General features: G+C 69.1%; 26 protein-coding genes. 16 read left to right on the top strand and 10 right to left on the bottom strand.

Annotated elements, in window-relative coordinates; translation table 11 throughout:
* Positions 1-7: 7 nt before the first annotated feature.
* From E5K04_RS08610 to E5K04_RS08590, 5 genes are all read right to left on the bottom strand, one after another.
* Positions 8-760, bottom strand: a complete 753-nt coding sequence (locus E5K04_RS08610) for a nitroreductase family protein (protein WP_136553029.1) — start codon at positions 758-760, stop codon at positions 8-10.
* A 63-nt stretch (positions 761-823) separates the two neighbouring features.
* On the bottom strand, positions 824-1,627 hold the full coding sequence (locus E5K04_RS08605; protein ID WP_136553027.1) for a DODA-type extradiol aromatic ring-opening family dioxygenase: 804 nt from the start codon (positions 1,625-1,627) through the stop codon (positions 824-826).
* Between the two features lie 10 nt (positions 1,628-1,637).
* Positions 1,638-2,213 carry a YceI family protein gene (locus E5K04_RS08600; RefSeq protein WP_205700330.1) on the bottom strand — a complete coding sequence of 192 codons (576 nt, stop codon included), beginning with the start codon at positions 2,211-2,213 and terminating at the stop codon, positions 1,638-1,640.
* Positions 2,214-2,240: 27 nt separating this feature from the next.
* Positions 2,241-2,786 carry a YceI family protein gene (locus E5K04_RS08595; protein ID WP_205700329.1) on the bottom strand — a complete coding sequence of 182 codons (546 nt, stop codon included), beginning with the start codon at positions 2,784-2,786 and terminating at the stop codon, positions 2,241-2,243.
* A complete protein-coding gene (locus E5K04_RS08590; RefSeq protein WP_136553025.1) occupies positions 2,783-3,343 on the bottom strand; it encodes a cytochrome b in 561 nt (186 codons plus the stop codon). Before E5K04_RS08590 ends, E5K04_RS08595 begins: the two co-directional genes overlap by 4 nt.
* Positions 3,344-3,444: 101 nt before the next feature.
* Here E5K04_RS08590 and E5K04_RS08585 point away from each other — a divergent pair, with 101 nt between their 5' ends.
* The 6 genes from E5K04_RS08585 to E5K04_RS08560 all read left to right on the top strand — a co-directional run bounded on the left by E5K04_RS08585 (position 3,445) and on the right by E5K04_RS08560 (position 8,504).
* Positions 3,445-4,353 carry a LysR family transcriptional regulator gene (locus E5K04_RS08585; protein ID WP_136553023.1) on the top strand — a complete coding sequence of 303 codons (909 nt, stop codon included), beginning with the start codon at positions 3,445-3,447 and terminating at the stop codon, positions 4,351-4,353.
* A 45-nt stretch (positions 4,354-4,398) separates the two neighbouring features.
* Positions 4,399-5,142, top strand: a complete 744-nt coding sequence (gene modA / locus E5K04_RS08580) for a molybdate ABC transporter substrate-binding protein (RefSeq protein ID WP_136553021.1) — start codon at positions 4,399-4,401, stop codon at positions 5,140-5,142.
* Between the two features lie 2 nt (positions 5,143-5,144).
* Complete coding sequence (gene modB, locus E5K04_RS08575; RefSeq protein WP_136553019.1) at positions 5,145-5,837, top strand: molybdate ABC transporter permease subunit; 693 nt, start codon at positions 5,145-5,147, stop codon at positions 5,835-5,837.
* Entirely contained in the window at positions 5,827-6,507 is a 681-nt protein-coding gene (locus tag E5K04_RS08570) for an ATP-binding cassette domain-containing protein (RefSeq protein ID WP_136553017.1), read from the top strand. The genes modB and E5K04_RS08570 overlap by 11 nt, the downstream gene beginning before the upstream one ends.
* The gene (locus tag E5K04_RS08565) at positions 6,504-7,283 is read left to right on the top strand and encodes a TOBE domain-containing protein (protein ID WP_136553015.1); all 780 of its coding nucleotides are present in this window, start codon (positions 6,504-6,506) and stop codon (positions 7,281-7,283) included. Before E5K04_RS08570 ends, E5K04_RS08565 begins: the two co-directional genes overlap by 4 nt.
* Before the next feature lie 66 nt (positions 7,284-7,349).
* The gene (locus E5K04_RS08560; protein ID WP_136553013.1) at positions 7,350-8,504 is read left to right on the top strand and encodes an HD-GYP domain-containing protein; all 1,155 of its coding nucleotides are present in this window, start codon (positions 7,350-7,352) and stop codon (positions 8,502-8,504) included.
* A 1-nt stretch (position 8,505) separates the two neighbouring features.
* On the opposite strand, the gene E5K04_RS08555 is transcribed toward E5K04_RS08560, so the two are convergent.
* Genes E5K04_RS08555 through pmbA form a run of 3 tightly spaced genes read right to left on the bottom strand, consistent with a single transcriptional unit; the run spans position 8,506 to position 11,024 of the window.
* Positions 8,506-9,009 carry a disulfide bond formation protein B gene (locus E5K04_RS08555; RefSeq protein WP_235844312.1) on the bottom strand — a complete coding sequence of 168 codons (504 nt, stop codon included), beginning with the start codon at positions 9,007-9,009 and terminating at the stop codon, positions 8,506-8,508.
* Positions 9,010-9,066: 57 nt separating this feature from the next.
* Positions 9,067-9,684, bottom strand: coding sequence for a DNA-3-methyladenine glycosylase family protein (locus E5K04_RS08550; protein WP_136553011.1), 618 nt, complete (start codon positions 9,682-9,684; stop codon positions 9,067-9,069).
* Positions 9,681-11,024: a metalloprotease PmbA gene (pmbA, locus tag E5K04_RS08545; RefSeq protein WP_136553009.1), complete on the bottom strand. Its 1,344-nt coding sequence runs from the start codon at positions 11,022-11,024 to the stop codon at positions 9,681-9,683. The genes E5K04_RS08550 and pmbA overlap by 4 nt, the downstream gene beginning before the upstream one ends.
* Before the next feature lie 88 nt (positions 11,025-11,112).
* On the opposite strand from pmbA, the gene yjgA reads away from it, so the two are divergent.
* The 3 genes from yjgA to trpC are packed head-to-tail and all read left to right on the top strand — an operon-like array spanning position 11,113 to position 13,441.
* The gene (gene yjgA / locus E5K04_RS08540; protein ID WP_136553007.1) at positions 11,113-11,670 is read left to right on the top strand and encodes a ribosome biogenesis factor YjgA; all 558 of its coding nucleotides are present in this window, start codon (positions 11,113-11,115) and stop codon (positions 11,668-11,670) included.
* On the top strand, positions 11,667-12,626 hold the full coding sequence (locus E5K04_RS08535) for a YheT family hydrolase (RefSeq protein ID WP_136553004.1): 960 nt from the start codon (positions 11,667-11,669) through the stop codon (positions 12,624-12,626). Before yjgA ends, E5K04_RS08535 begins: the two co-directional genes overlap by 4 nt.
* Before the next feature lie 23 nt (positions 12,627-12,649).
* Positions 12,650-13,441 (top strand): indole-3-glycerol phosphate synthase TrpC, encoded by a 792-nt coding sequence (gene trpC, locus E5K04_RS08530; RefSeq protein ID WP_136553002.1) that lies wholly within the window; start codon positions 12,650-12,652, stop codon positions 13,439-13,441.
* A gap of 13 nt (positions 13,442-13,454) precedes the next feature.
* On the opposite strand, the gene E5K04_RS08525 is transcribed toward trpC, so the two are convergent.
* The gene (locus E5K04_RS08525) at positions 13,455-14,651 is read right to left on the bottom strand and encodes an MFS transporter (protein WP_136553000.1); all 1,197 of its coding nucleotides are present in this window, start codon (positions 14,649-14,651) and stop codon (positions 13,455-13,457) included.
* A gap of 200 nt (positions 14,652-14,851) precedes the next feature.
* Between E5K04_RS08525 and E5K04_RS08520 the strand changes: the two genes are divergently transcribed.
* Both E5K04_RS08520 and E5K04_RS08515 read left to right on the top strand, forming a co-directional pair.
* Positions 14,852-15,289 (top strand): c-type cytochrome, encoded by a 438-nt coding sequence (locus tag E5K04_RS08520; protein ID WP_136552998.1) that lies wholly within the window; start codon positions 14,852-14,854, stop codon positions 15,287-15,289.
* A 66-nt stretch (positions 15,290-15,355) separates the two neighbouring features.
* Complete coding sequence (locus E5K04_RS08515) at positions 15,356-15,784, top strand: c-type cytochrome (protein ID WP_136552996.1); 429 nt, start codon at positions 15,356-15,358, stop codon at positions 15,782-15,784.
* A gap of 84 nt (positions 15,785-15,868) precedes the next feature.
* On the opposite strand, the gene E5K04_RS08510 is transcribed toward E5K04_RS08515, so the two are convergent.
* Positions 15,869-16,528 carry a cytochrome b/b6 domain-containing protein gene (locus E5K04_RS08510; RefSeq protein ID WP_136552995.1) on the bottom strand — a complete coding sequence of 220 codons (660 nt, stop codon included), beginning with the start codon at positions 16,526-16,528 and terminating at the stop codon, positions 15,869-15,871.
* Positions 16,529-16,682: 154 nt separating this feature from the next.
* On the opposite strand from E5K04_RS08510, the gene tyrS reads away from it, so the two are divergent.
* From tyrS to E5K04_RS08485, 5 genes are all read left to right on the top strand, one after another.
* Positions 16,683-17,957, top strand: coding sequence for a tyrosine--tRNA ligase (tyrS, locus tag E5K04_RS08505; RefSeq protein ID WP_136552993.1), 1,275 nt, complete (start codon positions 16,683-16,685; stop codon positions 17,955-17,957).
* 132 nt (positions 17,958-18,089) lie between these two features.
* Positions 18,090-19,739, top strand: a complete 1,650-nt coding sequence (locus E5K04_RS08500) for a methyl-accepting chemotaxis protein (RefSeq protein ID WP_136552991.1) — start codon at positions 18,090-18,092, stop codon at positions 19,737-19,739.
* A gap of 41 nt (positions 19,740-19,780) precedes the next feature.
* A complete protein-coding gene (locus tag E5K04_RS08495) occupies positions 19,781-20,797 on the top strand; it encodes a 3'-5' exonuclease domain-containing protein 2 (protein ID WP_205700328.1) in 1,017 nt (338 codons plus the stop codon).
* 117 nt (positions 20,798-20,914) lie between these two features.
* On the top strand, positions 20,915-22,291 hold the full coding sequence (gene trkA / locus E5K04_RS08490; protein ID WP_136552987.1) for a Trk system potassium transporter TrkA: 1,377 nt from the start codon (positions 20,915-20,917) through the stop codon (positions 22,289-22,291).
* Positions 22,291-23,781 (top strand): TrkH family potassium uptake protein, encoded by a 1,491-nt coding sequence (locus E5K04_RS08485; RefSeq protein ID WP_205700327.1) that lies wholly within the window; start codon positions 22,291-22,293, stop codon positions 23,779-23,781. Before trkA ends, E5K04_RS08485 begins: the two co-directional genes overlap by 1 nt.

Below are 23,781 nucleotides of genomic sequence, written 5' to 3'. Positions count from 1 at the left end.
GCTGCCCTTACTTGTCGGCGAGGCTGAAGCCCTGCCGCGCGAGCACGTCGCCGACGGTCGGGAAGTAGTCGCTCTGGTAGTAGCCGGCGGTGGCGCGGCAGTAGGACGGCATGTCGGTGATGCCCTGTTCCTGCCACCACGCGGCGAGCGTGCGGTCGTATTCGGTCACACCGGCGGCGACCGCCGCGTCGTCGTAACGCTCGTGCATCGCGAAGCTTGAGAGCGGCACCCGCGGCTTGACGCGCGGCAGGCGCGTCTTGTCGGGCACGCCGATGGTGGTGCCGACCAGCGGAAAAGTCCCGGCCGGCAGGCCGAGCAGTTCGACCAGCGCCTGCGGCGCGCGGCGGATGCCGCCAATCGCGGTGGTGCCGTAACCGAGCGACTCGGCGGCCACCTGCAGCGCCATCAGCATGATGCCGGCGTCGACCGCGCCGACCATCAGCCCCTCGGCCGAGTCCGCGATCTGCTGGGTGACGCCCGCCGCCTGACACGCGTGCGCGGTACGGTTGAAGTCGACCACGATGGTGACGAACACGTCGGCGGTCGCGACCTGCACCTGGCCGCCGGCGATGTCGGCGATGCGGCGGATGGTCGACTTGTCTCGGGTGACAATCAGTGAGACCTGCTGGCCGTTGACCGAGGTCGGCGCCTGCTGCGCCGCACGCAGGATGGTCGCAAGGTCGTCGTCACTCACCGTCTCGCCGCTGAAGGCGCGCACCGAGCGGCGGTTCATCAGCTGGTCGATCACCGGGTTGCCCATAATCTTTTCTCCGTTGGAATGGCCGTGGCCGCGCGCCTGCGCAGCCCTCTGTCATCCGGCATTCTACAGTGCGTTGCGCGCGCCCGCAGGCGGGGACGCAAACGAGAACGCCGCCATAGACAGGGCACCGTAGCGCCAGCCGTCAAACAGCTTGCGCGCCTGCGCGCCCTCGCCTGCCGCACCCAGCGCGACAAACAGCGGCGCCAGGTGCTCGCTGCTCGGGTGCGCGCGCCGGGCAAACGGCGCCTGGCCTTCCCAGTCTAACAGGCGCTGCCTGTCATCCGAGCGCAGCGCGTCGTCCAGCCACGCCGCGAACGCACGGGCCCACGCAGGCGGCGCCGAGCCATCTTCCGCGAGTTCGGACAGGTTGTGCACGTAGCCGCCCGAACCCAACACCAGTACGCCCTCATCCGGCAGCACCGACAGCGCGGCACCCAGCGCGGCCAGCTCGGCGGCCGACGCGCCATGCGGCAGCGCCAGCGTCACCACCGGCACGTCGGCCGCCGGCCACATCTTCATCAATGGCACCCACACGCCGTGGTCGATGCCGCGGCTGTCGTCGCGGCCACAGGCGATGCCCGCCGCGGCGAGCGCCGCCTCGACTTCACCGGCGAGCCACGCCGAACCTGTGGCCGGGTAGCTCAGCCGGTAGAGCGGCGCAGGAAAGCCGTAGAAGTCATGCACGGTCCGAGGCGCCGGCGTCGCGCTCAGCGTCACGCCCCGCGCCTGCAAGTGCGCGGAGACCACCAGCACCGCGCGTACCGGCGCGAGCGTCGCCGGCAAGGACGCGAGCAGCGCCGCGTCCGGCCCCGCCTCCAGCGCCAGCGTCGGCGCACCATGCGACACGAACAGGGTCGGCAGCCTCATCCTCTTCTACTTACTGCGCCTTCGGAGCTTCCAGTGCGATCGCGAGCGTCACTTCGTCGCCGACCCCCGGCAGGTACTTGGACATGCCGAATTCGCTGCGCTTGAGGCGACCCTCGGCGTTCACGCCCCAGGTCTCGACCCCGCTCATCGGGTTGGCGAGCCTTGCCGCGCGGGTGACGGCCAGCGTGAGCGGGCGGGTCACGCCCTTGAGCATCAGCTGCCCCTCGACCCGCTCGGGCTTGCCCTGACGGAACACCACCTTGTCGGCGATGTAACGCATCTCGGGGTAACGCGCGACGTCGAAGAAGTCCGCGCCCTTCAGGTGTTCGTCGCGCTTGGCAAAGTGGCTGTTGAGCGTCGCGGTCGGCACCACCACCTCGACCTTGCCGGTGCCGGCGGCCTCGTCGACGATGAGGCGCCCGCTCACCTCGCTGAAGGTGCCCTGCTGGAGCGACAGGCCCAGGTGGTTGACCGAGTAGCTGGCGGTGGTATGCGTCGGGTCGATCGTGTAGGTCACCGGCGCGGCGATGGCACCGAAGGCGGCGGACATGAAAAAGGCGGCAAGGGTGGGCTTCAGGATGGTCATGGTGTGCTCCTTGGGTTGGGGGTGCGGTCAACGCCCGGCCAGTGCCAGACGGAATTTGAGTTCTACGGTGTCGGCGACCGTGTCGGTATCGCGCCACTCGCCGTCACCGACGCCGAAGGCGAGGCGCGAAATCGGCAGCGAACCCTCGAGCCAGCGGGTACCGCCCGCCTCGCGCAGGGCAAACGGCGCCGACAGCTCGCGGCTGACCCCCTTGAGCGTCAGCTTGCCAGACACCTGATAACGGCCATCGGCCAGGCGGGTGAAGCGGCTGGCGACGAAGCGCGCCTGCGGATGGCGTGCGCTGTCGAACCAGGCGGCACGGGCCGCCTCGGCGACGGCGTCGGGTGCCGGCAGGCGGATGCTCGCAGTGTGCACAGTCAGCGTCGCACGGCTTTTTGCCGGCTCGGCCGCGTTGAAGGCGACGTCGGCGTCGAAGCGGGCGAAACTGCCGGCCACCGGCACGCCCATCTGGCGGAAGCTGAAGGCAAGGCTGCTCTTGGCAAGGTCGACGCCTGCGGCGTTGACAGGCAGGGCCAGCACGAGGGCGAGCAGGCCGGCGTAGGCTTGGGTCACGGTTGTCCTTTCGGGGAAGAAGGTGCCGGCGCGAAGGCCATGCGGGAAATCAGCCCGTCGCGGTCCAGCCACTGGTGCTTGCAGGCCGCGGCCACGTGCAAGAGCACCAGCGCGCCGAAGGCGTAGGCGAGCGTCGAGTGCAGCAGCGCAAGCCGCCCGGCGAGCATGGGGTCGGCACCGATCGGCGCGGGCAACGGCAGCACGCCGAACAGCACAACCGGGAAGCCCTTGGCGAGGCTCGCGAAATAGCCGGCCAGCGGCACCGCGAGGAAACAGAGGTAGAGCGCGCCATGCACCGCGTGCGCAGCCCGGAGGGCGGCACGCCTGGTCGTCCCGGGCAGCGGCGGCGCGCCGTGGCGCAGCCGTACGAAAATGCGCATCAGGACGAGGCCGAACAGCAGCACGCCGCCCCACTTGTGCCAGGCAATCAGGCGGAACATCGCCGGAGAGACCGGCAACTGGCTGACCAGCACGCCCAGCGCAAAGGTGGCAAACACCAGCGCAGCCATCAGCCAGTGCAGGCGCACCAGCGCGGGGGTGTATCGGGAAGTGGTCATGTGTGTGCCTGTCAGGTGGCTTTGCGAAGCGCCACTTTATTGTCATCACGCACTGCAATAAACTATCCGAACTGCAATTCATTGGTGCGATAAACGGGACAATGGACAAATTCGAAGCGATGCGTGCGCTGGTCGCGATCGCGGACACCGGCAGCTTCGTCGGCGCCGCCAACGAGCTTGAACAATCGAAGAGCGCGCTGTCGCGCCGGGTAACCGAACTCGAACGCGCGCTCGGCGTGCGCCTGATCCAGCGCACCACGCGCAGCCTCGCGCTGACCGACGAGGGGCACACCTACCTCGCCCGCTGCCGCGAGATCCTGCAGACGGTCGCCGAGGCCGAGGAAGAGGCGAGCATGAACAGCAGCGAGGTGCGCGGCTTGCTGCGCATCAGCGCGCCGCTGAGCTTCGGCACGCTGCGTCTCGCCCCCCTGTTCGCCGAGTTCGCGCGCCGCCACCCGCAGGTGCGGCTCGACGTGGTGCTGTCCGACCAGATGGTCGACCTGCTCGAGGACGGCTTCGATTTGGCCATCCGCATCACCGCCGAGCCGCCGCTTACCCGCGCGGTCGCCCTGCCCTTGTGCCGCTCGCGCATCCTGATGTGCGCGAGCCCCGCCTACCTCGCCCGCCACGGTGCGCCCACGGACGTCGCCGGGCTCTCAGCGCATACGCTGATCGAGTACAGCCTCGCCCGCGCGCGCGGCGAGTGGACCTTGTCGCGCGGCGACGAACGCGAACGCGTGCGCGTCACCAGCCCGCTGGTTGCCAACAACGGCGAGCTTTGCCGCGCGTTCGCGCTGGCTGGGCTGGGCATCACCCGCCAGCCGGACTTCATCGTCGGCGACGACATCGCCGCCGGCCGCCTGCAGGAGGTGCTGCCCGGCTGGCGCTGCGGCGAAGTGAGCGTGTTCGCGCTCTACCCGACCCGCCACCACCAGCCGGCCCGCCTGCGCGCGCTCATCGCCCTGCTGCGCGAGGCGCTGGGCGGCGCGCCGGCTTTACCATCGGCATAAAGTCGCGCAATATACGGCGCTATATAACGCCCCGAATGCCGACCGATGCCCCGGATAGCCACCCTACTCACCGCCCTTGCCATCGCCCTGCCCGCGCACGCGGGCGAGGTGACCGTCTCCGCCGCCGCCAGCCTCGCCGACGCGATGCGCGAAATCGCGGCCAGCTACGAGGCAGGCCAGCCCGGCACGCGCGTGCGGGTGAACGCCGGCGGCTCGGGCGCGCTCCTGCAGCAGATCGCGCACGGCGCGCCGGTCGACCTGTTTGTCAGCGCGGACGACAAGACCATGGACGAGGCGGCGCGCCGCGGCCTGGTCGACGGTGCGTCCCGTTTCAACCTGGCCGGCAACCGCCTGGTGCTGGTCGCGCCAGCGGCTAGCACGCTCAAGGTGGACAGCCTGTCCGCGCTGACGCAGCCTGCGGTGCGCCGCGTCGCGCTGGGCCAGCCGGACAGCGTGCCAGCCGGCCGCTACGCGCAGGCGGCGCTGATGTCGGCCGGGCTGTGGCCAGCGGTGTCCGCCAAGGCCGTGCGCGCGCAGAACGTGCGCCAGGCGCTCGACTACGCCGCGCGCGGCGAAGTGGACGCCGCCTTCGTCTACGCGTCGGACGCGCAGGCGTTCCGCGGCAAGGTGAAGACGCTGTTCCCGGTCGACACGGCACCCCCGGTACGCTACCCGGCCGCCGTGGTGGCCGGCAGCCGCAACAGCAAGGACGCGCACCGCTTCGCAAGCTACCTGCAAGGCGCAGCCGCGCAAGGCGTGCTCGCCCGTCACGGCTTTACCCGGCCGTAAACATGAACGAGCCCACCCTTACCGCGCTGTTGCTGTCGCTGAAGGTCGCCTCGTGTGCGACACTGGTCAACCTGGTGCTGGGCACCGCCACCGGCTACCTGCTCGCCCGCGCCCGCTTTCCCGGCCGCGACCTGCTCGACACCCTCTTCACGCTGCCGATGGTGCTGCCGCCGACGGTGCTCGGCTACTACCTCCTGGTGCTGGTCGGGCGCAACGGACCGATCGGCGCGTGGCTTGAATCAAGTTTCGGCGTCAACCTGATCTTTACATGGCAAGGCGCGGTACTCGCCGCGTCCATCGTCGTGTTCCCGCTGGTTTTCAAGCCGGCGCGTGCCGCCTTCGAGGCGGTCGACGGCCGCTACGAGTCGGCCGCGCGCGTGCTGGGCCTCTCCGAGAGCGCGGTGTTCTTCCGCGTTACCCTGCCCCTGGCGTGGCGCGGCATCCTCGCAGGCTTGCTGCTCGCCTTCGCGCGGGCGATGGGTGAATTCGGCGCGACGCTGATGGTCGCCGGCAGCATCCCCGGCCAGACGCAGACGCTGTCGGTCGCCGTCTACGAGGCGGTGCAGGCCGGACAGGACGACACCGCGACCACGCTGGTACTCATCACCTCGGCGGTGTGCGCGGCGGTGCTGCTCGCCACCCTCGCCCTCGCCCCGAGCCGGCCCACCACCCAGGAGGCGCGCGATGCAGCTTGAAGTCGACATCCGCAAGCGCTTAGTGCAGGGCACTTGCCGCTTCGAGCTTGACGTCGCCTTTCGCTGCGACGCGCAGCGCCTGGTGCTGCTCGGCCCGTCCGGCTCGGGCAAGAGCCTGACCCTGAAGGCGATTGCCGGGCTGATGACGCCCGATGCCGGGCTGATCCGCCTGGGCGGGCGCACGCTGTTCGACGCCGCGCGCGGCGTGGCGCTGCCGGCGCGCGAGCGCAGGATGGGTTACCTGTTCCAGGACTACGCGCTGATGCCGCACCTGACCGTGCGCCAGAACGTCGCCTTCGGTGTCGCCGGCAGCCGCTGGTTCAACCCTGCGCGGCGCGTGCGCGCGCCCGAGGCCGAGCGCTGGATCGACGCGTTCGGCCTGGCCGCGCTCGCCGACGCTTACCCGCACACGCTCTCCGGCGGCCAGCGCCAGCGGGCCGCGCTCGCGCGCGCGCTGGCGGCCAAACCCGAGGCGCTGCTGCTGGACGAGCCGTTCGCCGCACTGGACGCACCCTTGCGCGCACGCATGCGTGCCGAACTCTCCGGCCTTCTCGCGCACACCGGCATCCCGCTGGTCCTGATCAGCCACGACCCGGACGACGCCGCTGCCTTCGGCGACGCGGTGTTCACCCTCGCCGACGGGCGCCTGGCCACACGGGGGGCAACATGAACGAAGCGGTCAAGGCGAGCGCCGAGTTGTGGCTGAACGCGGGCGAAACGCGCCTGGCCGGCGGCGCGCGCATCGCGCTGCTCGCCCAGGTCGGCAAGACGGGGTCGATCACCCGCGCCGCCGCCGCCTGCGGCGTCAGTTACAAGGGCGCGTGGGACGCGATCGACACCATGAACCGGCTCAGCGGCGAGCCGCTGGTCGAGCGCGCCGCCGGCGGCAAGGGCGGCGGCGGCACCCGGCTGACCCCCCGCGGCCAAAGGCTGGTCGAACATTACGCCCGGCTCGACCAGGCCCTGCAGTCGCTGCTGGGCACGCTGGCCGACCCTGACCTTGCCGACGACTGGCAGCTGATGCGCGCACTCTCGCTGCGCACCAGCGCGCGCAACCAACTGGCGGGCACGGTCGAAGCGCTTTTCTCGCACGCGGGCGGCGAGCGCCTGACCCTGCGCCTGGCAGGCGGCGAGCGCGTCGTCGCACAGCTCACCCGCGCCAGCTGCGAGGCGCTTGGCCTGACTGTCGGCCGCGCAGCGTTTGCCCTGATCAAGGCGCCGGCCTTGCATCTGGCACCGGCCAATGCAACGCACGCCGACAATTGCCTGGCGGCGACCGTGCTGGATGCAGGCTCCACGGACGACCAGGGCGAACTACAGCTGGTAAGCGGCGGCGGCGAACGGCTGGTCGTAAGCTGGCCCGCCGCTGGGCAACAGCCCGCGCCGGGCGAGGCGGTGACCGTCTCTTTCGACGCGGCCAGCGTGATCGTCGCCGTCGCCGGCTGAACCCATGACAGAAGCACGCAAGGCTGCGACAATCGTCGCCTCCATTTCTTCCCCACAGGACGCGCGATGAGCAAGCAGGCCGGCCAGCAGTTGCTGGCGCAAGCGATCCGGGTCGGCGAAAACTTGCCGGTCAGCGTGTACGCGGACAACGGCATGCTGCTGCTTGGCCGCGGCCACTACGTGCTGACCGAGGCGCAGCGCGCGCGACTGCTCGCGCACTCGGAGAGCGGCCCTGCCCAGCAGGGTGCCGAGGCGGCCATCCCCGGCCGCGCGCCGGCGAACGACGCACCGCGCACGCTCAACCCCTTCGAAGAATTGCTGCACCTCGCGCGCAGGCTGAACACCCTGCTCGCCCACCCGCTTGCCACCAGCGGTTTCGAAGAGAAGGTGCGCGCGCTGGCATCCGACATCGGCATGCTTGCGCGGCGCGCACCCGACGCGATGATCGCGTCGCTCTTGCTCGCCCCCATCGTCCGCTACGCGTCGATGCACAGCGTGCACGTCGCCCTGCTCGCGGCGCTGATCGCGCAGCGCCTGCCGCTGGAAAATACCGAGCGAGAAGCGCTGTTGTGCGCGGCGCTGACCATGAACATCGCCGTCCCCGGCCTGATGGACACGCTGCACGGCCAGCAAGCACCCTTGACCCCGTCGCAGCGCGAAGAGATCGACGCCCATCCGCTGCTCGGCTCGGCGATCCTGCGCGAATCAGGCGTGACCGACGAGTGCTGGCACACGCTGGTGCAGCAACACCACGAGCGGCACGACGGCACCGGCTACCCGCTCGGGCAAGGCGCAGGCGCGCTCGACGCGCTGGTCCCGCTGCTGCAGCTTGCCGACGTCGTCGCCGCCAAGCTCGCCCCGCGCAGCTACCGCTGCGCGCAACTGCCGCAACTGGCGCTGCGCCAGGTATTCAGCGCCAACACCGGTCAAGACAGCGCGCGCTTTGTCGCGCTGATGGTCAAGGAACTCGGCATCTACCCGCCGGGCAGCTTCGTCCGGCTCGCCAACGGCGAGATCGGCGTGGTGCTCGCCCGGCGCGACAAGGCGACCGAACCCTTCGTCGCGGCCTTAAGAAAAGAAAACGGGCCGCCTTACGGCGACCCCTTGCTGCGTGAAACCCGTCAGGCTTCTTTCGCGGTCAGCTGCGCGGTCGCGCCGCAGGCGGCCGGCGTGCGCACCGCCTACCTGTCCACCTTGTGGCGCACCACCCTGCCCGCCTGAATCAGCGCGCGCGCGGCCATACCAAGAGCAGCACCCACATGATGACACCGGCAAAGAAGGCGGCGGACAGTTGCGGCAGCGTGAAGCCCAGCAGCGTCCAGTCGACGTTCGCGCACTCGCCGCTGCCGGCAAGCACCTTGGAGAGCACGTTCCACAGGGGCATCGTCTCCATCATGTACTCGAGCCCCGGACCGCAGGCCGGCACCTGGTCCCACGGCAACTGCTGCATCCATACCTGGCGCGCCGCCACGCCAAAGCCCGCCGCCGACGAGAGCGCACTCAAGACGCCCCACGCCCGGTAGCCACACGCCCCCGGATTGTGCAGGCAGGCCGCCAGCGCGAAGAGGCCGGTGAAGATCACCGCGACACGCTGCAGGATGCACATCGGGCAAGGTTCGAGCAGCAGGTAGTACTGCGCGAACAGCGCGAAGGCGATCGCGCCTACGCAGGCCAGGAACAGCAAGGCGAAACCCGCACGCGGGCCCGGCAAGAACTTGAACATCATCGTCCCCCTACAGGAAATACGTTTGTCGCGCCGCAAGCGGGCGGCGCTTTGTTGTTTTCAGTACTGGACCTCGACAGGGTCGAGGCTGCGCCACAGATACCAAGTCGCCAGCGTGCGCCACGGCCTGAAGCGCTCGCCGAACGCCGACGCCTGGCGCGGCGTCGGCCGCGCACCGGCAAGGTAATGGACGGCTAGCGCACGCAGCAAGCCGATATCGTCGACGGGCCACACGTCCGGGCGGTTGAGGTTGAAGATCAGGAACATCTCGGCGCTCCAGCGGCCGATGCCGCGCACCGCGGTCAGCCTGTCGACCACAGCCTCGTCCGGCAGCGCAGCAAAATGCGCGGGGTCGATGCGGGCGTCGGCGAAGTGGCCGGCCAGACACCGCGCGTACTCGGCCTTGCGCACGGACAAGCCGGCGCCGCGCAATGCGTCGGGCGACATGGCCAGCACACCCGCTGGCGTCGCCGGCGCCAAGGCGGTCAGCCGCGCCCACAGCGCGTCGGCCGCCGCCACCGAGATCTGCTGGCCGACGATCGCGCGCAGCAGCGTCTCGAATGGCGCGCCACGGCTGGTGAGCCGCGCGTCCGGGTAGCGACGGATCAGCGCCGCCATCACCGGGTCGGCCGCAGCGAGCGCGTCGCAGGCGGCGCCCCACCAGGCAGGCGTGCTCAATGGCTGCCGGCCACCGTCATCGAGCCGACCAGGATCGAGCCGCAGCGTTTGCCGCCGCGCGTGAGGCAGTCGGTGCCGACCGCCTCGATCGCCTGGAACATGTCGGCGAGGTTGCCGGCGATGGTGATCTCCTCGACCGGGTACACGATCACGCCGTTCTCGACCCAGAAACCCGCCGCGCCGCGCGAATAGTCGCCGGTCACCAGGTTCAGCCCGTGCCCCATCAGCTCGGTCACCAGAAGGCCGGTGCCCATGCGCGCGAGCATCGCCTCGAAGCTCTCGCCGGTGTCGTGCACGATCAGGTTGTGGCTGCCGCCGGCGTTGCCGGTGCTCTGCATGCCGAGCTTGCGCGCCGAATAGCTGCCGAGGAAGTAGCCGCCGAGCACGCCGCCGTCGACCAGGCGTCGCGCGCGCGTGGCGACGCCTTCGCTGTCGAACGCGCCGGAGGCGAGGCCGCGCGGCACGAACGGGTCTTCGTCGATATGCATGCAGGCGGCCATCACCGGCTTGCCGAGCGTATCCAACAGGAAAGTCGACTTGCGGTACAGGCTGGCGCCGGAGACGGCGCTGACCAGGTGGCCGATCAAGGAGGACGCGATCGGCGCCTCGAACAGCACCGGGTAGTTGCCGGTCTTCACGCTTTTCGCACCCAGCCGGCGCAGCGCGCGCTCGCCCGCACGGCGGCCGACGCTGACCGCGTCGTCGAGGTCCTCGGACGCGCGCGCGCTGGTAAACCAGTAGTCGCGCTGCATCGCGCCGTTCTCGCTGGCGATCACCGCCGCCGACAGGCTGTGCCGGGAGCCCGGGTAGCCGGCGAGAAAGCCGTTGCTGTTGGCGTACACGAAGTGGCTGGTCTGGGTGGAGACGCCAGCGCCTTCGGAATTGCTGATGCGTGGATCGACCGCGCGGGCGGCGTCCTCGCAGCGGCACGCCATCTCGATCGCGTCTTCGGCCGACAGCGCCCACGGGTGGTAGAGGTCCAGGTCGGGGAAGCTGGCCGCGAGCAGCGCCGGGTCGGCGAGCCCGGCGCACGGGTCGGCGCCGGTGTAGCGGGCGATGGCGAGCGCGGCCTTGACGGTGTCCTTCAGCGCCTCGCTGCCGAAGTCCGACGTGCTGGCGTGGCCCTTTTGCTGGCCGACGTAGACGGTGACGGTCGCACCCTTGTCCTGGTTGTACTCGAGCGTCTCGATCTGCCCCAGCCGCACGTTGACCGACTGCCCGCAGGCCTCGGAGACGTCGACTTCGCAGGCGGTCGCGCCGCCCTCGCGCGCGAGCGCGAGCACCCGGTTTGCGACGTCCTGCAGCTGACCTTGACTGAAACTGAATGCTGCGTCTGCCATAGTGTCCTTTGCAATGGAGCCGGCGTCCGGCTTGGCCGCCGTCAATTTCGGGTATCATACCAGCCTTGAATGGAATCAACCGACAAGCATGACCTACCCTCAACACGATAGTGCAGACGAAGGCATCCCCAGCAAATCCGAGCTCAAGCGGCAGATGGACGCGCTGCAGGACCTCGGCCGCGCGCTGACCGAACTGCCCCGCGACAAGCTGAAGAAGTTCGACCTGCCCGAGCAGTTGCTCACCGCGGTGCTCGAACACCAGCGCATCCCGTCTTTCGGCGCCAAGAAGCGCCAGGAACAATACATCGGCAAGCTGATGCGCAGCATCGACCCCGAGCCGATCCGCCAGCAACTGGCCATCATGCGCGGCGACTCGGCCGAGCACGCCGCGTGGCTGCACCAGCTCGAACGCTGGCGCGACAAGCTGATGGCCGACGACAAGACGTTGGGCGCCTTCGTCGCCGAGCACCCCGACGCCGACGTGCAACAACTGCGCACCATGATCCGCAACGCGCGCAAGGAGCTGGCCGAGCAGAAGCCGCCCAAGGCCTACCGTCAGCTGTTCCAGACGCTGAAGGAATTCCTGCCCGAGCCGGGCACCACCGCCGCGCGCGACGCGAGGCAGGACGACAGCGACGAGGCATGACACCCACCCCGCCCTACCAAGCCCCGCGCTGGCTCAGGGGCGGACACGCGCAGACCATCTGGCCTGCGCTTTTTCTGCGCCCCAAGCGCCCGGCGTACACCCGCGAAGTATGGGACACGCCGGACTACGGCCAAATCGCCGTCGACCGCGTCGGCAACGACCCGGCGGCGCCGCTTGTCGTGCTGTTCCACGGCCTGGAGGGCAGCAGCGACAGCCACTACGCGCGTGCGCTGATGCTCGAAGCGGCGCGCCTGGGCTGGCGCGGCGCGGTGCCGCACTTTCGCGGCTGCGGCGGCGTCGACAACACGCTCGCGCGCGCCTACCACGCCGGCGACTCGGCCGAGGTCGCGTGGATCCTCGCACGCTTCGCCGCCGAGAGCAGCGCGCCGGTGTTCGCCGCCGGCGTGTCGCTCGGCGGCAACATGCTGCTCAAGTACCTGGGCGAGACGGGCGACGCCGCGCTGCCGGCCGCCGCCGCCGCGGTATCGGTGCCGCTAGACTTGACCGCCGCCAGCACCCGGCTTGACCGCGGCCTGGGCCGCCGCCTCTACACGCGGATGTTCCTCAAGACACTCAAACCCAAGGCGCGCGCCCAGCTCACACGCTACCCCGCGCTGTTCGACGGCGCGCGGCTTGAACGCACCCGCACCTTCGCCGAATTCGACGACCTGGTCACCGCGCCCTTGGCGGGCTACCCCGACGCGCGTGCGTACTGGGCTGGTGCCAGCAGCAAACCGCTGCTGCACGCGATCCGCCGCCCGACGCTGGTGCTCAACGCGCGCAACGACCCTTTCCTGCCCGCGTCGGCACTGCCGCACGTGGCCGAGGTCGCCCCTGCCGTGACGCTCGAGCAGCCCGAACACGGCGGCCACGTCGGTTTCGCCGCCGGCCCCTTCCCCGGGCGCCTCGAGTGGCTGCCGCGCCGCCTGACCACTTTTTTCAGACAACACCTATAAGAACGACCGATTCAGGAGAAACCATGTCCGACATCCTGGCGAAGATCCTCGCGACCAAGGCCGAAGAAGTCGCCCGCGACCAGCAACGCGCGCCGCTTGCCCTGCTGCGCGAACAGGCCGAGGCGCGCCGCGCCGACAAGCGCGATTTCGTCGGCGCGATCCGCGCCAAGCACGCCGATGGACTGCCCGCGGTGATCGCCGAAGTGAAGAAGGCGAGCCCGAGCAAGGGCGTGATCCGCGCCGACTTCGACCCGGCCGCGATCGCGCGCCAGTACGAGGCGGCCGGCGCCGCCTGCCTGTCGGTGCTCACCGACACCGACTACTTCCAGGGCGACGCCGCCTACCTGAAGGCCGCCCGCGCCGCGTGCGCGCTGCCGGTGCTGCGCAAGGACTTCCTGATCGGCGACTACCAGGTGGTCGAAGCCGCGGCGATGGGCGCCGACGCCATCCTGCTGATCGCAGCCGCGCTGCCGGCCAGCCGGATGCGCGAGATGGAGACGCTCGCCAACGAACTGGGCCTCGCCGTGCTGGTCGAGGTGCACGACGCGCAGGAACTCGACGCCGCGCTGACGCTGAAGACGCCGCTGATCGGCGTCAACAACCGCAACCTGAGGACGTTCGAAGTCAGCCTCGACACCACGCTGTCCCTGCTGCCGGCGATCGGCGAGGCGCGCGTCTGCGTGACCGAGAGCGGCATCGCGACGGGCGGCGACGTCGCACGCATGCGCGAGGCTGGCGTGCACACCTTTCTGGTAGGCGAAGCGTTCATGCGCGAAGCCGACCCGGGCGCGGCACTCGCGCGCCTGTTCGGCTGAAGCTCTGGCCCGTTTACTGCGGGCGGCCCCCGGCCGCCACGCATGCGGCGCCCGCTGCCGGCCGGCCCTGCCAGAACTGGTAGGCGAGCGTGGGCACGAAGGTGCTCATGGCGGCCAGCGACAGCACACCGCCGTAGCTGCCGCCACTGGCCAATTCGCCTGCCAGCGCCGGCCCGACCATCGACCCCAGCGCGAAGGCCGCCGGCACCAGCATCACCGCACGGCCCTCGCCGTCACTACGGGCGATGGCCGCCGAGTGGTAGATGCAGCCGCAGGTGAAGGCAAACTCCCAGACCCACGCGCCTAGCGCGTACGACCAGAACGCGCCGCCAGCGGCGAGCAAGCCAAGTCCGGCCCCGACGCCGGCCAACACCAGCCACAAGGGCAGACGCATGCCGCCGCGCTCGCCGATGGCGGCGATGCTGAAGGCGGCGACACCGCCCAGCAGCTTGAGCACCGCGAACACCAGCCCCATCTCCAGCGGCGCCACCGCACGCGCCTGCCCTATCCTCTCCAGAAACGCCCATAACGCGACGTTGCCCGTCAGGAACACGAAGAAAAGCCCGAGGCTGACCCAGGCCTGCGCGGGCAAGCCTCTGTGGCCAGCCGATGCCCCGGCGGAAGGCTGCAGGCGCGGGTGCGCCGGCACCCAGCGCGCGGAAAACCCGAGTACACCGACCACCAGGGCCAGCGCGACCCCGGCGCCTGGGTAGTGCCACACCGAGATCACTAGGGGCGGCAGCGCGAACAGCACCAGCGCGGTCACCGACAACTCGACCCCTTGGCGCACGCCGTAGGCGCGCACCTTGTTGGGCAGCTCGGTCAGGATGCGCATGCCCAGGCAGGTCATCGTCGACGCAAAAAAACCGATCAACGCCCAGACCGCGTAAAGCGCGCCGAGCGAGCTGACCTGGGTGCTCAAAGCGAAAGAGGCGGCCACCCCCAACGCGCTCAACGCCGTCAGCACCCGCCAGTTGACGCGGTTAAGCCACAGTGGGGCGGCCAGCGTGCCGGCCAGGTAGCCCGCAAAGCACACCGAACCGATGCGGCCGATCTGCCGGGCGTCCAGCGCGAACGAATCGGCCAGGCTACCCAGCAGCACCGGCAGCGCGTTGAACGGCAGGCCGCCTATCGTCGAGGCGAGGCTGGCCGCCAGCATGAATGCGGCCAGTTTCCGGCCGCCGGGTACCGGGTTTGCGGATATGGTCATCTGAGTGGGCTGCCTGATGTGGATCCTGGATCATGTGATTATCGGCATCAGCCCCGACAGCCGGCGCCATGCAAACGGACGATACCCGCGCGTGAACGGCTTAACAGCGCTTAACAAACACGGGCCGTCCGGCGTTCCTTGCCAGGACCCGCACGTGATATGCTCATCGCACTCGCACCCACTCATCATGAGGAGTCCACATGAAGCTGACCCGTTTCGTCCTCGCTGCCGCGATCGCCGCGGCCTGTGGCAGCGCGCTTGCCGCCGACCCGATCACCCAGCGCCAGGACGTCTTCAAGGACTACAAGAAGACCTTCGGCACCATGGGCGACATGGTCAAAGGCAAGACCCCGTACGACAAGGCCGAGTTCGCCAAACTGGCCGCCCACATGGAGGTGATCTCCAAGCAGCCGTGGCAGTACTTCACGCCGGGCACCGACAAGGGCAAGACCGGCGCCAAGGCCGAGATCTGGAGCAAGGGCGCCGAGTGGAAGCAGGAAATCAGCAAGCATGAAGCGGCGACCGCCGAGCTTGCCAAGGTGGCCGCCACCGGCGACCTCGCCGCGATCAAGCCTGCCTTCGGCAAGGTCGGCCAGACCTGCAAGTCCTGCCACGACACCTTCCGCAAGCCGGACTAAGCCCCTTCAGGGCCAGCGCGCCTCCCCCGCGGGAGGCGCCCGTTTTCTCCCCTAGTGACACCAACGATGTACAAGACCCTGCTGTTTGCCGCCCTCGCTGTTGCCGGCACCGTCCACGCCAACCCCGCCGCCGAAGCCCGTGTCAAGGACTTCAAGGTCATCCTGCGCAGTTTCGAGCCGATGGGCGTCGTCGTGCGCGACCGCGCGCCCTACCGCAAGGACGACTTCGCCCGCCTCGCCGCCAACCTCAAGGCCGCCGCGCCCGTGCCGTTCACGCGCTTTGCCGCCGGCAGCCAGGCCGGCAGCCGCGCCAGGGCCGATATCTGGAGCCAGCCGGCCAAATTCGGCGCCGAGAAGAAGCAGTTCCTCGACGCGGTCGGCCGGCTCGACGCCGCGGCCCAGGCCGGCGACCTCGCCGCCATCCGCGCAAGCTACGGCCAGGTCGGCCAAAGCTGCAAGAGCTGCCACGACGCCTTCCGCGGCCCGCCGCTGTAAGCGTGCAGCCGGCGCCTTAGCGCCGCGCAAGCCACGCAAAAAGGGGAGGCTTGGCCTCCCCTTTTTCATGCCCCGCTCAACCTGTCAAAACCGCGTCAGCACGAAGTACACCGCGCCGGCGGCGACCACCAGCGTCACCAGCGCGATGACCACCGGCGCGAAGTAGAGGCTGGGCGCCTCGCCCTCGATGCTCTTGTAGCCGGTGAGCATCGGCTTGACCAGGTTCTGCCGTTTCACCACGCGGTAGAACACGATGGCCGCCAGGTGCAGGCCGACCAGCGCGAGCACCAGGTTGAAGTTCAGCCGGTGATAGCTGTTCATCTGCTCGGCCGTCTCGCTGCTGATCGCCGCGGCCAGCGGGCCGTCGTAGATATAGGCGTTGACGTCGGCCGAGAAGAGCCCGGTTGTGACTTGCGCCGCCAGGGCGGCGAGCATGGCCAGCACCATCCAGCCGCCTAGCGGGTTGTGGCCGGGCTGTTCGCGTTCGGTCAGCTCGCCGCGCACATAGCGCAGGATGGACGCCGGCCCCTTCAGGAAGTCGGCAAAACGCGCGGTCTGGCTGCCCAGCACGCCCCAGAGCAGACGGAACACCAAGAGCACCGCGATCAGCACGCCGCCCCTCAAATGCCACGCCATCCAGTCGCCACCCTGTTCGGCGCTCCACCACATGAAGGCGAAGCTGGCGGCCAGCGTCCAGTGGAACAGGCGGGTCGGCGCGTCCCACACCTTGACCTGATGCTTCATCTTGTCCTCCTTACAAATTGGATGCTTTCTATTCTACTTGAATAATGGCGCCGCCAGCCTCGGCGCGGGGCGTGCTTTCGGGTAGAATTGTCAATCTTTTTGAAGCGGGCTCCGTCAGCGGCGCCCGCCGCTTTTTGCACTATTTGGAGAGCCCATGCAACCCACCTCCCTGATCCAGGACATGCAGGCCCGGGGCCTGATCGCACAGGTCACCGACGCCGCCGCCATCGAAGACATGCTCGCGCAAGGCCAGGTCACCCTGTATTGCGGTTTCGACCCGACCGCCGACAGCCTGCATCTCGGTCACCTGGTGCCGGTGCTGGTGCTCAAGCGCTTCCAGATGGCCGGCCACAAGCCGATCGCGTTGGTCGGCGGCGCCACCGGCATGATCGGCGACCCGAGCTTCAAGGCCAACGAGCGCAAGCTCAACACGCCGGACGTGGTCGCCGACTGGGTCGGCAAGATCAGGAAGCAGGTCGAGCCCTTCCTGAGCTTCGAGGGCGAGGCCGCTGCCGTCATGGCCAACAACCACGACTGGTTCGGCCAGATGAACGTGCTGGACTTCCTGCGCGACATCGGCAAGCACTTCTCGGTCAACGCGATGATCAAGAAGGAGTCGGTGCAGCAGCGCATCAACCGTGACGACGTGGGCATCTCGTTCACCGAATTCACCTACAGCCTGCTGCAGGGCTACGACTTCGTCGAACTGAACCGCCAGCACGGCTGCCGCATGCAGATCGGCGGCTCCGACCAGTGGGGCAACATCACCGCCGGCATCGACCTCACCCGCCGCATGAACCAGCAGCAGGTGTTCGGCCTGACCCTGCCCTTGGTCACCAAGAGCGACGGCACCAAGTTCGGCAAGACCGAGGGCGGCGCGGTGTGGCTGGACCCGAAGAAGACCTCGCCGTACGCGTTCTACCAGTTCTGGCTGAACACCGCCGACGCCGACGTCTACAAGTTCCTGCGCTACTTCACCTTCCTATCGGTCGCCGAGATCGAGGCGATCGAGGCCGAAGACAAGGCGCGCGCGGGCAAGCCCGAGGCGCAGCGCATCCTCGCCGAACAGGCGACCGCGCTGGTGCACGGGCAGGACGCGGTCGTCGCCGCGCAGCGCATCAGCCAGTCGCTGTTCAGCGAAAACCTGGACAGCCTGACCGAGGCCGACTTCGCGCAGCTCGCGCAGGACGGCATGCCGACGGTGACCGTGGCCAAGGGCCAGGACAGCCTGATCGAGGTGCTGGTGGCGGGCTCTCTTGCCAAGAGCAAGAGCGAGGCGCGCACCTTCATCCAGAGCGGCGCGGTCAGCGTCAATGGCGTGAAGGCCACTGCGATCGAGCAGACCGTGACCGACGCCGAACGCCTGTTCGGCCAGTACACGCTGATCAAGCGCGGCAAGAAGCTGTATAGCCTGGTGCGCTGGCACTAAGCCTTCCGGCCGCCGCGCCCGCGGCGGCCTCACCCATTTTGGGCAACTGCGGTCTTGCTCCCGAATCCCTCCCGATAGAATAACCACCTCTATCGAATGGCTACGACCAGTGGCTAGTGCCGGGGGAAAATCATGTTCGACCGTCTGACCATTTCGCGGCGGATCACGCTGCTCGCCACCCTGCTGCTCACCGCCTGCGCCCTCGTCGGCGCCGTCGGTTGGCGCTCGCTCGTCACGCTGGACGACGAGGCCACACGCCTGCTCCGCGAAGACATCGCGCTGCGCCACTCGCTGGCCGAGTTGCAGCTCACCCTGCGCTCGGTGCGCCAGGACGAAAAAAACATCTTCATCAGCATCGGCAACCCGGCTGGCAGCGAGCAGAGCATCCAGACCAACAAGCAGGACCTCGACAAGCGCATCGCCCGCTTCAAGGAACAGCTCGCCAAGGTGCGCGGCGAAAGCGCCGCGGCGCCGTTCGCGACCGAACTCGACCGGGTCGGCGCCGGCATCGGCCGCTACGAACAGGGCATGAACACGCTGTACGGGCAGATCGAACGCGGCGAGATCGCCAGCGCCAACCTGGCCGACGCCGCCATCATGCCATTCAAGCCGGCGCTCTACGACGCGCGCAATACGCTGGACAAGGTCGACGGGACGGTCAACGCGCAGACGAAGGCCGCGTCGAGCGAGCTCGAATCGGGCACCCACCGCGCGATCACGACGCTGCTCGCCATCGTCGCCGCGGCACTCGCAGCCGGAATCGCCCTGTCCTGGCTGCTCGCCCACTCGATCACGCGGCCGCTGAACGCGCTGCAGGGCAAGCTTGTGGAAGCCGCCCGCAACAACGACCTGACGCTGCAGGTGGGCACGCACGGCGATGACGAAATCAGCCGGACCACCGAGGCGCTGGAGGCACTGCTTGGCCAGTTGCGCGCATTCATCGAACAAACCCGCACCGGCGCCGCCCGGCTGGGGGACACCGCGGCGAGCCTGTCCGGCGTCTCGCAACGGGTCGCCGACGCCAGCCGCCAGCAAAGCGACGCGTCCTCGTCGACCGCCGCCGCGGTCGAACAGATGACGGTCAGCATCGACCTCGTCGCCGACCACGCCCAGCAGATGGCCGAAGAGGCGCGCACCAGCCGCCAGGAGGCCGACGAGGGGCTCGCCCTGGCCGGGCGCTCGAGCAGCGAGATGCAGGCGATCGCCGGGACGATCAGCCAGTCCGAAGCCATCATCGACCAGCTCAACCAGCGCTCGGAAGAGATCGGCAGCATCGTCGGCGTGATCCGCGACATCGCCGAGCAGACCAACCTGCTGGCGCTGAACGCGGCGATCGAGGCGGCACGCGCCGGCGAGCAGGGCCGCGGCTTCGCGGTGGTCGCCGACGAGGTGAGGAAACTCGCCGAGCGCACCAGCCAGGCAACCGGCGAGATCAGCGACAAGATCCGCGGCGTGCAGGCCGACACCGGCAAGGCCGTCGGCAGCATGCAGGAGGCGGCCAGCCGTGTCGCGCAGGGCGTCGAGTTGAGCCAGTCGCTCGGCGCGCGCCTGGCCACCCTGCAGGGGCGCGCCAGCCAGCTGCTCGACAAGACGCAACAGATCGCCGCGGCGATGCGCGAACAGAGCACGGCCAGCAACGACGCCGCGCGCAACGTCGAGCGGATCGCGGCGATGGGCCACGAGAACAGCCAGGCGGTCGGGGATTCGAACCGGATGACCGGCGAGATGGCGACCCTCGCCAGCGAACTCAATAGCGCGATCGGGCACTTCCGTACGCGCTAAGCCGCACGCATTGCGCGTACAATGGCGCGATGCCCGAACGGATGCCCACCACCCTGCCCGACAAGACCGCCATCGCCGAGCTCCCCCTGTTCGAGGGGCTCGCGCGGCAGGCGGTCACCGTCGTGGCCACCGAAGCCGAAGCCGAAGCCGCCTACCGCGCGCTGGCCGCCCAAGCCGAGATCGGCTTCGACACCGAATCCAAACCCACTTTCAGCCGCGGCGAAGCGTCGACCGGCCCGCACCTGTTGCAGTTTTGCACACGGGAGCACGCGTGGCTGTTCCAGAGCTGCCGCCCGGAAACGCTCGCACCGGCGCTCGCGCTGATCGAGGCCGAATCCCCCGCCAAGGTCGGCTTCGGCCTGCGCGGCGACCTCGCGCAACTCGCGCGCCGCTTCGAGGTGACGGCCCGCGGCATCGTCGATTTGGGCCAGGTGCTGCGCGCCTACGGCTTCAGCCAGGAAGTCGGCGCCAAGACCGCCATCGCGCTTTTGTTCGGTCAGCGTCTGGCCAAGAGCAAGCAGGTCGGCACCTCGAACTGGGCCGCGACCCAGCTTGCCGACCGTCAGGTGCTATACGCGGCGAACGACGCGTACGCCGCGCTGTGCGTCAAGCACCGGCTCGCCGACTTCGAACCGCCCAAGGCGCAGGCCGCGCGCAAAGGGCAGCGGCCGCGCAGCCGGGTGCGCGACGTGCACGTCGACGACGTGCCGGTGCTCGCCGCCCTCTCGGGCCTGCCCGAGGCGCTGCTGGCCGCCGAGGTCCGCGCCGCGCAAGCGGCGCGCACCCCGTGGGTGGTCGCCGTGCGCGAAGGCGCCGTCGTCGGCTTTGCCCGCGCACACGCGCAAGAAGCAGGTACCACACTCACGCTCGTGCCCGCCAACACCCAAACCGCCCTCGCCCGCCAGCTGGTGCAGGCGCTGTTCACCCGCCTGGCACGACAAGGCTGCCCCGAGGTCCAGCTTGGTGCGACAAGCAGCGCGCACGCCGCGCTCTACGCGCGGCTCGGCCTCGAGGCGCTCGACAACGGCCGCTGGCGCAAGGTGTTCACCGCCGCCTGACGCCGTCCGGCAGCCCAAAACGAGCGACCGCTGCGCACGCCAGGTGCCGGCGGGCCGCCACCCAGGCGCCAGTCACGGTAAAATGCCGGCGAACAAGTCTTCTGCCGGACAATACACGTGAAAATCATCATCCTCGGCGGCGGCCAGGTCGGTGCGCGCGTCGCCGAAAACCTGGTCTCCGACGACAACGACATCGTGGTGGTCGACCTCGACGCCGCCTTGCTCAAGAAGCTGCAGGACAGGCTGGACATCCAGACCGTGGTCGGCAACGCCGCGCACCCGTCGGTGCTCGCGCGCGCCGGCGCCGCCGACTGCGACATGCTGCTCGCGCTCACCCGCAACGACGAGACCAACCTCGCCGCCTGCAAGATCGCCGGCAGCCGCTTCAACATCCCGACCAAGATCGCGCGCATCCGCGCCAGCGACTACGTCGAGTACGGCGGCGAGGGCCTGCTCGAGGAGTTCATGGTCGACTACGCGATCTGCCCCGAGCAGATCGTCACCCACAACCTGTTCCGCCTGTTCGAGTACCCCGGCGCGCTGCAGGTGCTCGACTTCGCCGAAGGCCAGGTACAGCTGGTCGCGACCGAGGCGCTCAGGGGCGGCCTCCTGGTCGGGCGCGAGCTGCGCCGCATCCGCCAGGACCTGCCCGACGCCAACTGCCGCATCTGCGCGATCGCGCGCGAGGACGCGCTGATCCTGCCCACCGGCGAGACCGAGATCCAGTGCGACGACGAGGTGTTCTTCCTCGCCCAGCCCGACGCGGTGCGCGACGTGCTCTCCGAGCTGCGCAAGGACGACCCGCCGATCCGCCGCGTGATGATCGCCGGCGGCGGCAATATCGGCTTTCGCCTGGCGCGGCTGCTCGAGCAGGCGGGCTACGAGGTGAAGATCATCGACCACGGACTCGAGCGCTGCCGTCGCCTGGGCGAGTCGCTCGAGCGCACGCTGGTGCTGCAGGGCGAGGCCACCGACGAGGAACTCTTGGAAGCCGAGAACATCGACGAGATGGACATGTTCTGCGCGTTGACCAACGACGACGAGGACAACGTGATGTCGGCGCTGCTGGCCAAGCGCATGGGCGCGCGCCGCGTGATCGCGCTGGTCAACCGGTCCAGCTACGTCGGCCTGCTCGAGGGCCACCGCATCGACATCGCCGTCTCGCCGCACCTCTCGACCATCGGCTCCATCCTCGCCCACCTGCGCCGCGGCGACGTCGAGGCGGTCCACCCCTTGCGCGGCGGCAGCGCCGAGGCGATGGAGGTGGTGATCCACGGCGACGTCAAGACCTCGCGCCTGGTCGGCCGGCGCATCGACGAGATCGAGATGCCTCAAGGCTGCCGCATCTGTGCGCTGGTGCGCGGCGACGAGGTGCGCATGGCGCACCACGACGAGGTACTCGCCGACGGCGACCACCTGATCATCTTCGTGTCGCGCCGCCACCAGGTGCGCGAGATCGAGCAGCTGGTCCAGGTCAAGCTGGGGTTCTTCTGATGCACACCGTCGCCCACCGCGCGAGCGTCGGCGCGCTCGGCAAGCTGTTGCCGGTCGCGCACATCATGTCCAAGCTGATCATGCTCTTTTCGTGCATGTTCGCCGTGCCCGCCGTCGTCTCGGTCGTCTACCGCGACCAGACGCTGGAGAACTTCCTGCTGGCGGCGGTCGCCGGCCTCGCCATCGGCCTCTTCATGTGGGCGGCAACCCGACGCTACGAGGCCGAACTCAAGCCACGCGACGGCTTCATCCTGGTGGTGACGCTGTGGGTGGGGCTGGCTGCGACCTCGGCGATGCCGTTCATGCTGCACGACCCCGAACTCTCGTTCACCGACGCCTTCTTCGAGTCGATCTCGGCGCTGACCACCAACGGCGCGACCGTGCTCTCCTCGCTGGACTCCCTGCCGCCGGCGATCAACTTCTGGCGCCACTTCATGCAGTGGCTGGGCGGCATGGGGATCATCGTGCTGGCGGTCGCCATCCTGCCGATGTTCGGCGTCGGGGGCATGCAGATCTACAAGGCCGAGATGCCCGGCCCGATGAAGGACGCCAAGCTCGCGCCGCGCATCGCGCAGGCCGCCAAGAGCCTGTGGCTGCTCTATTGCGTGTTCACCCTGCTGTGCATCCTCGCGCTGAAGGCCGCCGGCATGGACTGGTTCGACGCGCTGTGCCACGGCCTCTCCACCGTCGCGCTGGGCGGCTTCTCGACCAAGGACGCCAGCGTCGGCCACTTCGACTCGCTGTCGATCGAGATGATCATCGCCGGCTTCACGCTGATCTCCGGCCTCAACTACGCGACGCACTTCTACGCGCTGCGCCAGAAGTCGCTCAGGCCCTACCGCGCCGACTCCGAGGCGGTGGCGGTGTTGGCGGTGATCTTCGGCTCCATCCTGATGCTGTCGGCCTTCCTGTGGTGGCGCGAGATCTACACCTTCGGCGCCGCGCTGCGCCATGTCAGCTTCAACGTGATCTCGATCGCGACCGACTCGGGCTTTGCCAGCGCCGACTACGCGCAGTGGCCGATCTTCGTGCCACTATGGATGATGTTCCTGTCGTGCTTTACCGCGAGCTCCGGCTCGGTCGGCGGCGGCATCAAGATGATCCGCACGCTGATCCTGTTCCGGCAGGCGCAGCGCGAGACGACGCAACTTCTGCACCCGCGCGCTGTCCTCCCCCTGAAGGTCAACGGCCGCGCGCTGCCGAACAGCGTCGCGTTCTCGGTGCTCGGCTTCATCTTCGTGTACGTGATGAGCATCATCGTGCTGACCTTCGTGATGATCGCCTCGGGGCTGGACTTCATGACTTCGTTCAGCGCGGTGATCTCGTGCATCAACAACACGGGCCCGGGCCTGGGCCAGGTCGGCCCCGCCGCCAACTACGCGGGGCTGACCGACTTCCAGACCTGGGTGTGCGCGCTGGCCATGCTACTGGGCCGCCTCGAGCTCTTTACCCTGCTGATCCTGTTTACGCCCGCGTTCTGGCGAAAATGA

Source organism: Crenobacter intestini (assembly GCF_004919095.1).
GTDB classification, from domain to species: Bacteria; Pseudomonadota; Gammaproteobacteria; order Burkholderiales; family Chromobacteriaceae; genus Craterilacuibacter; species Craterilacuibacter intestini.
The sequence above is the reverse complement of the archived record's forward strand: the minus strand, read 5'-3'. Positions and strand labels throughout refer to the sequence as shown.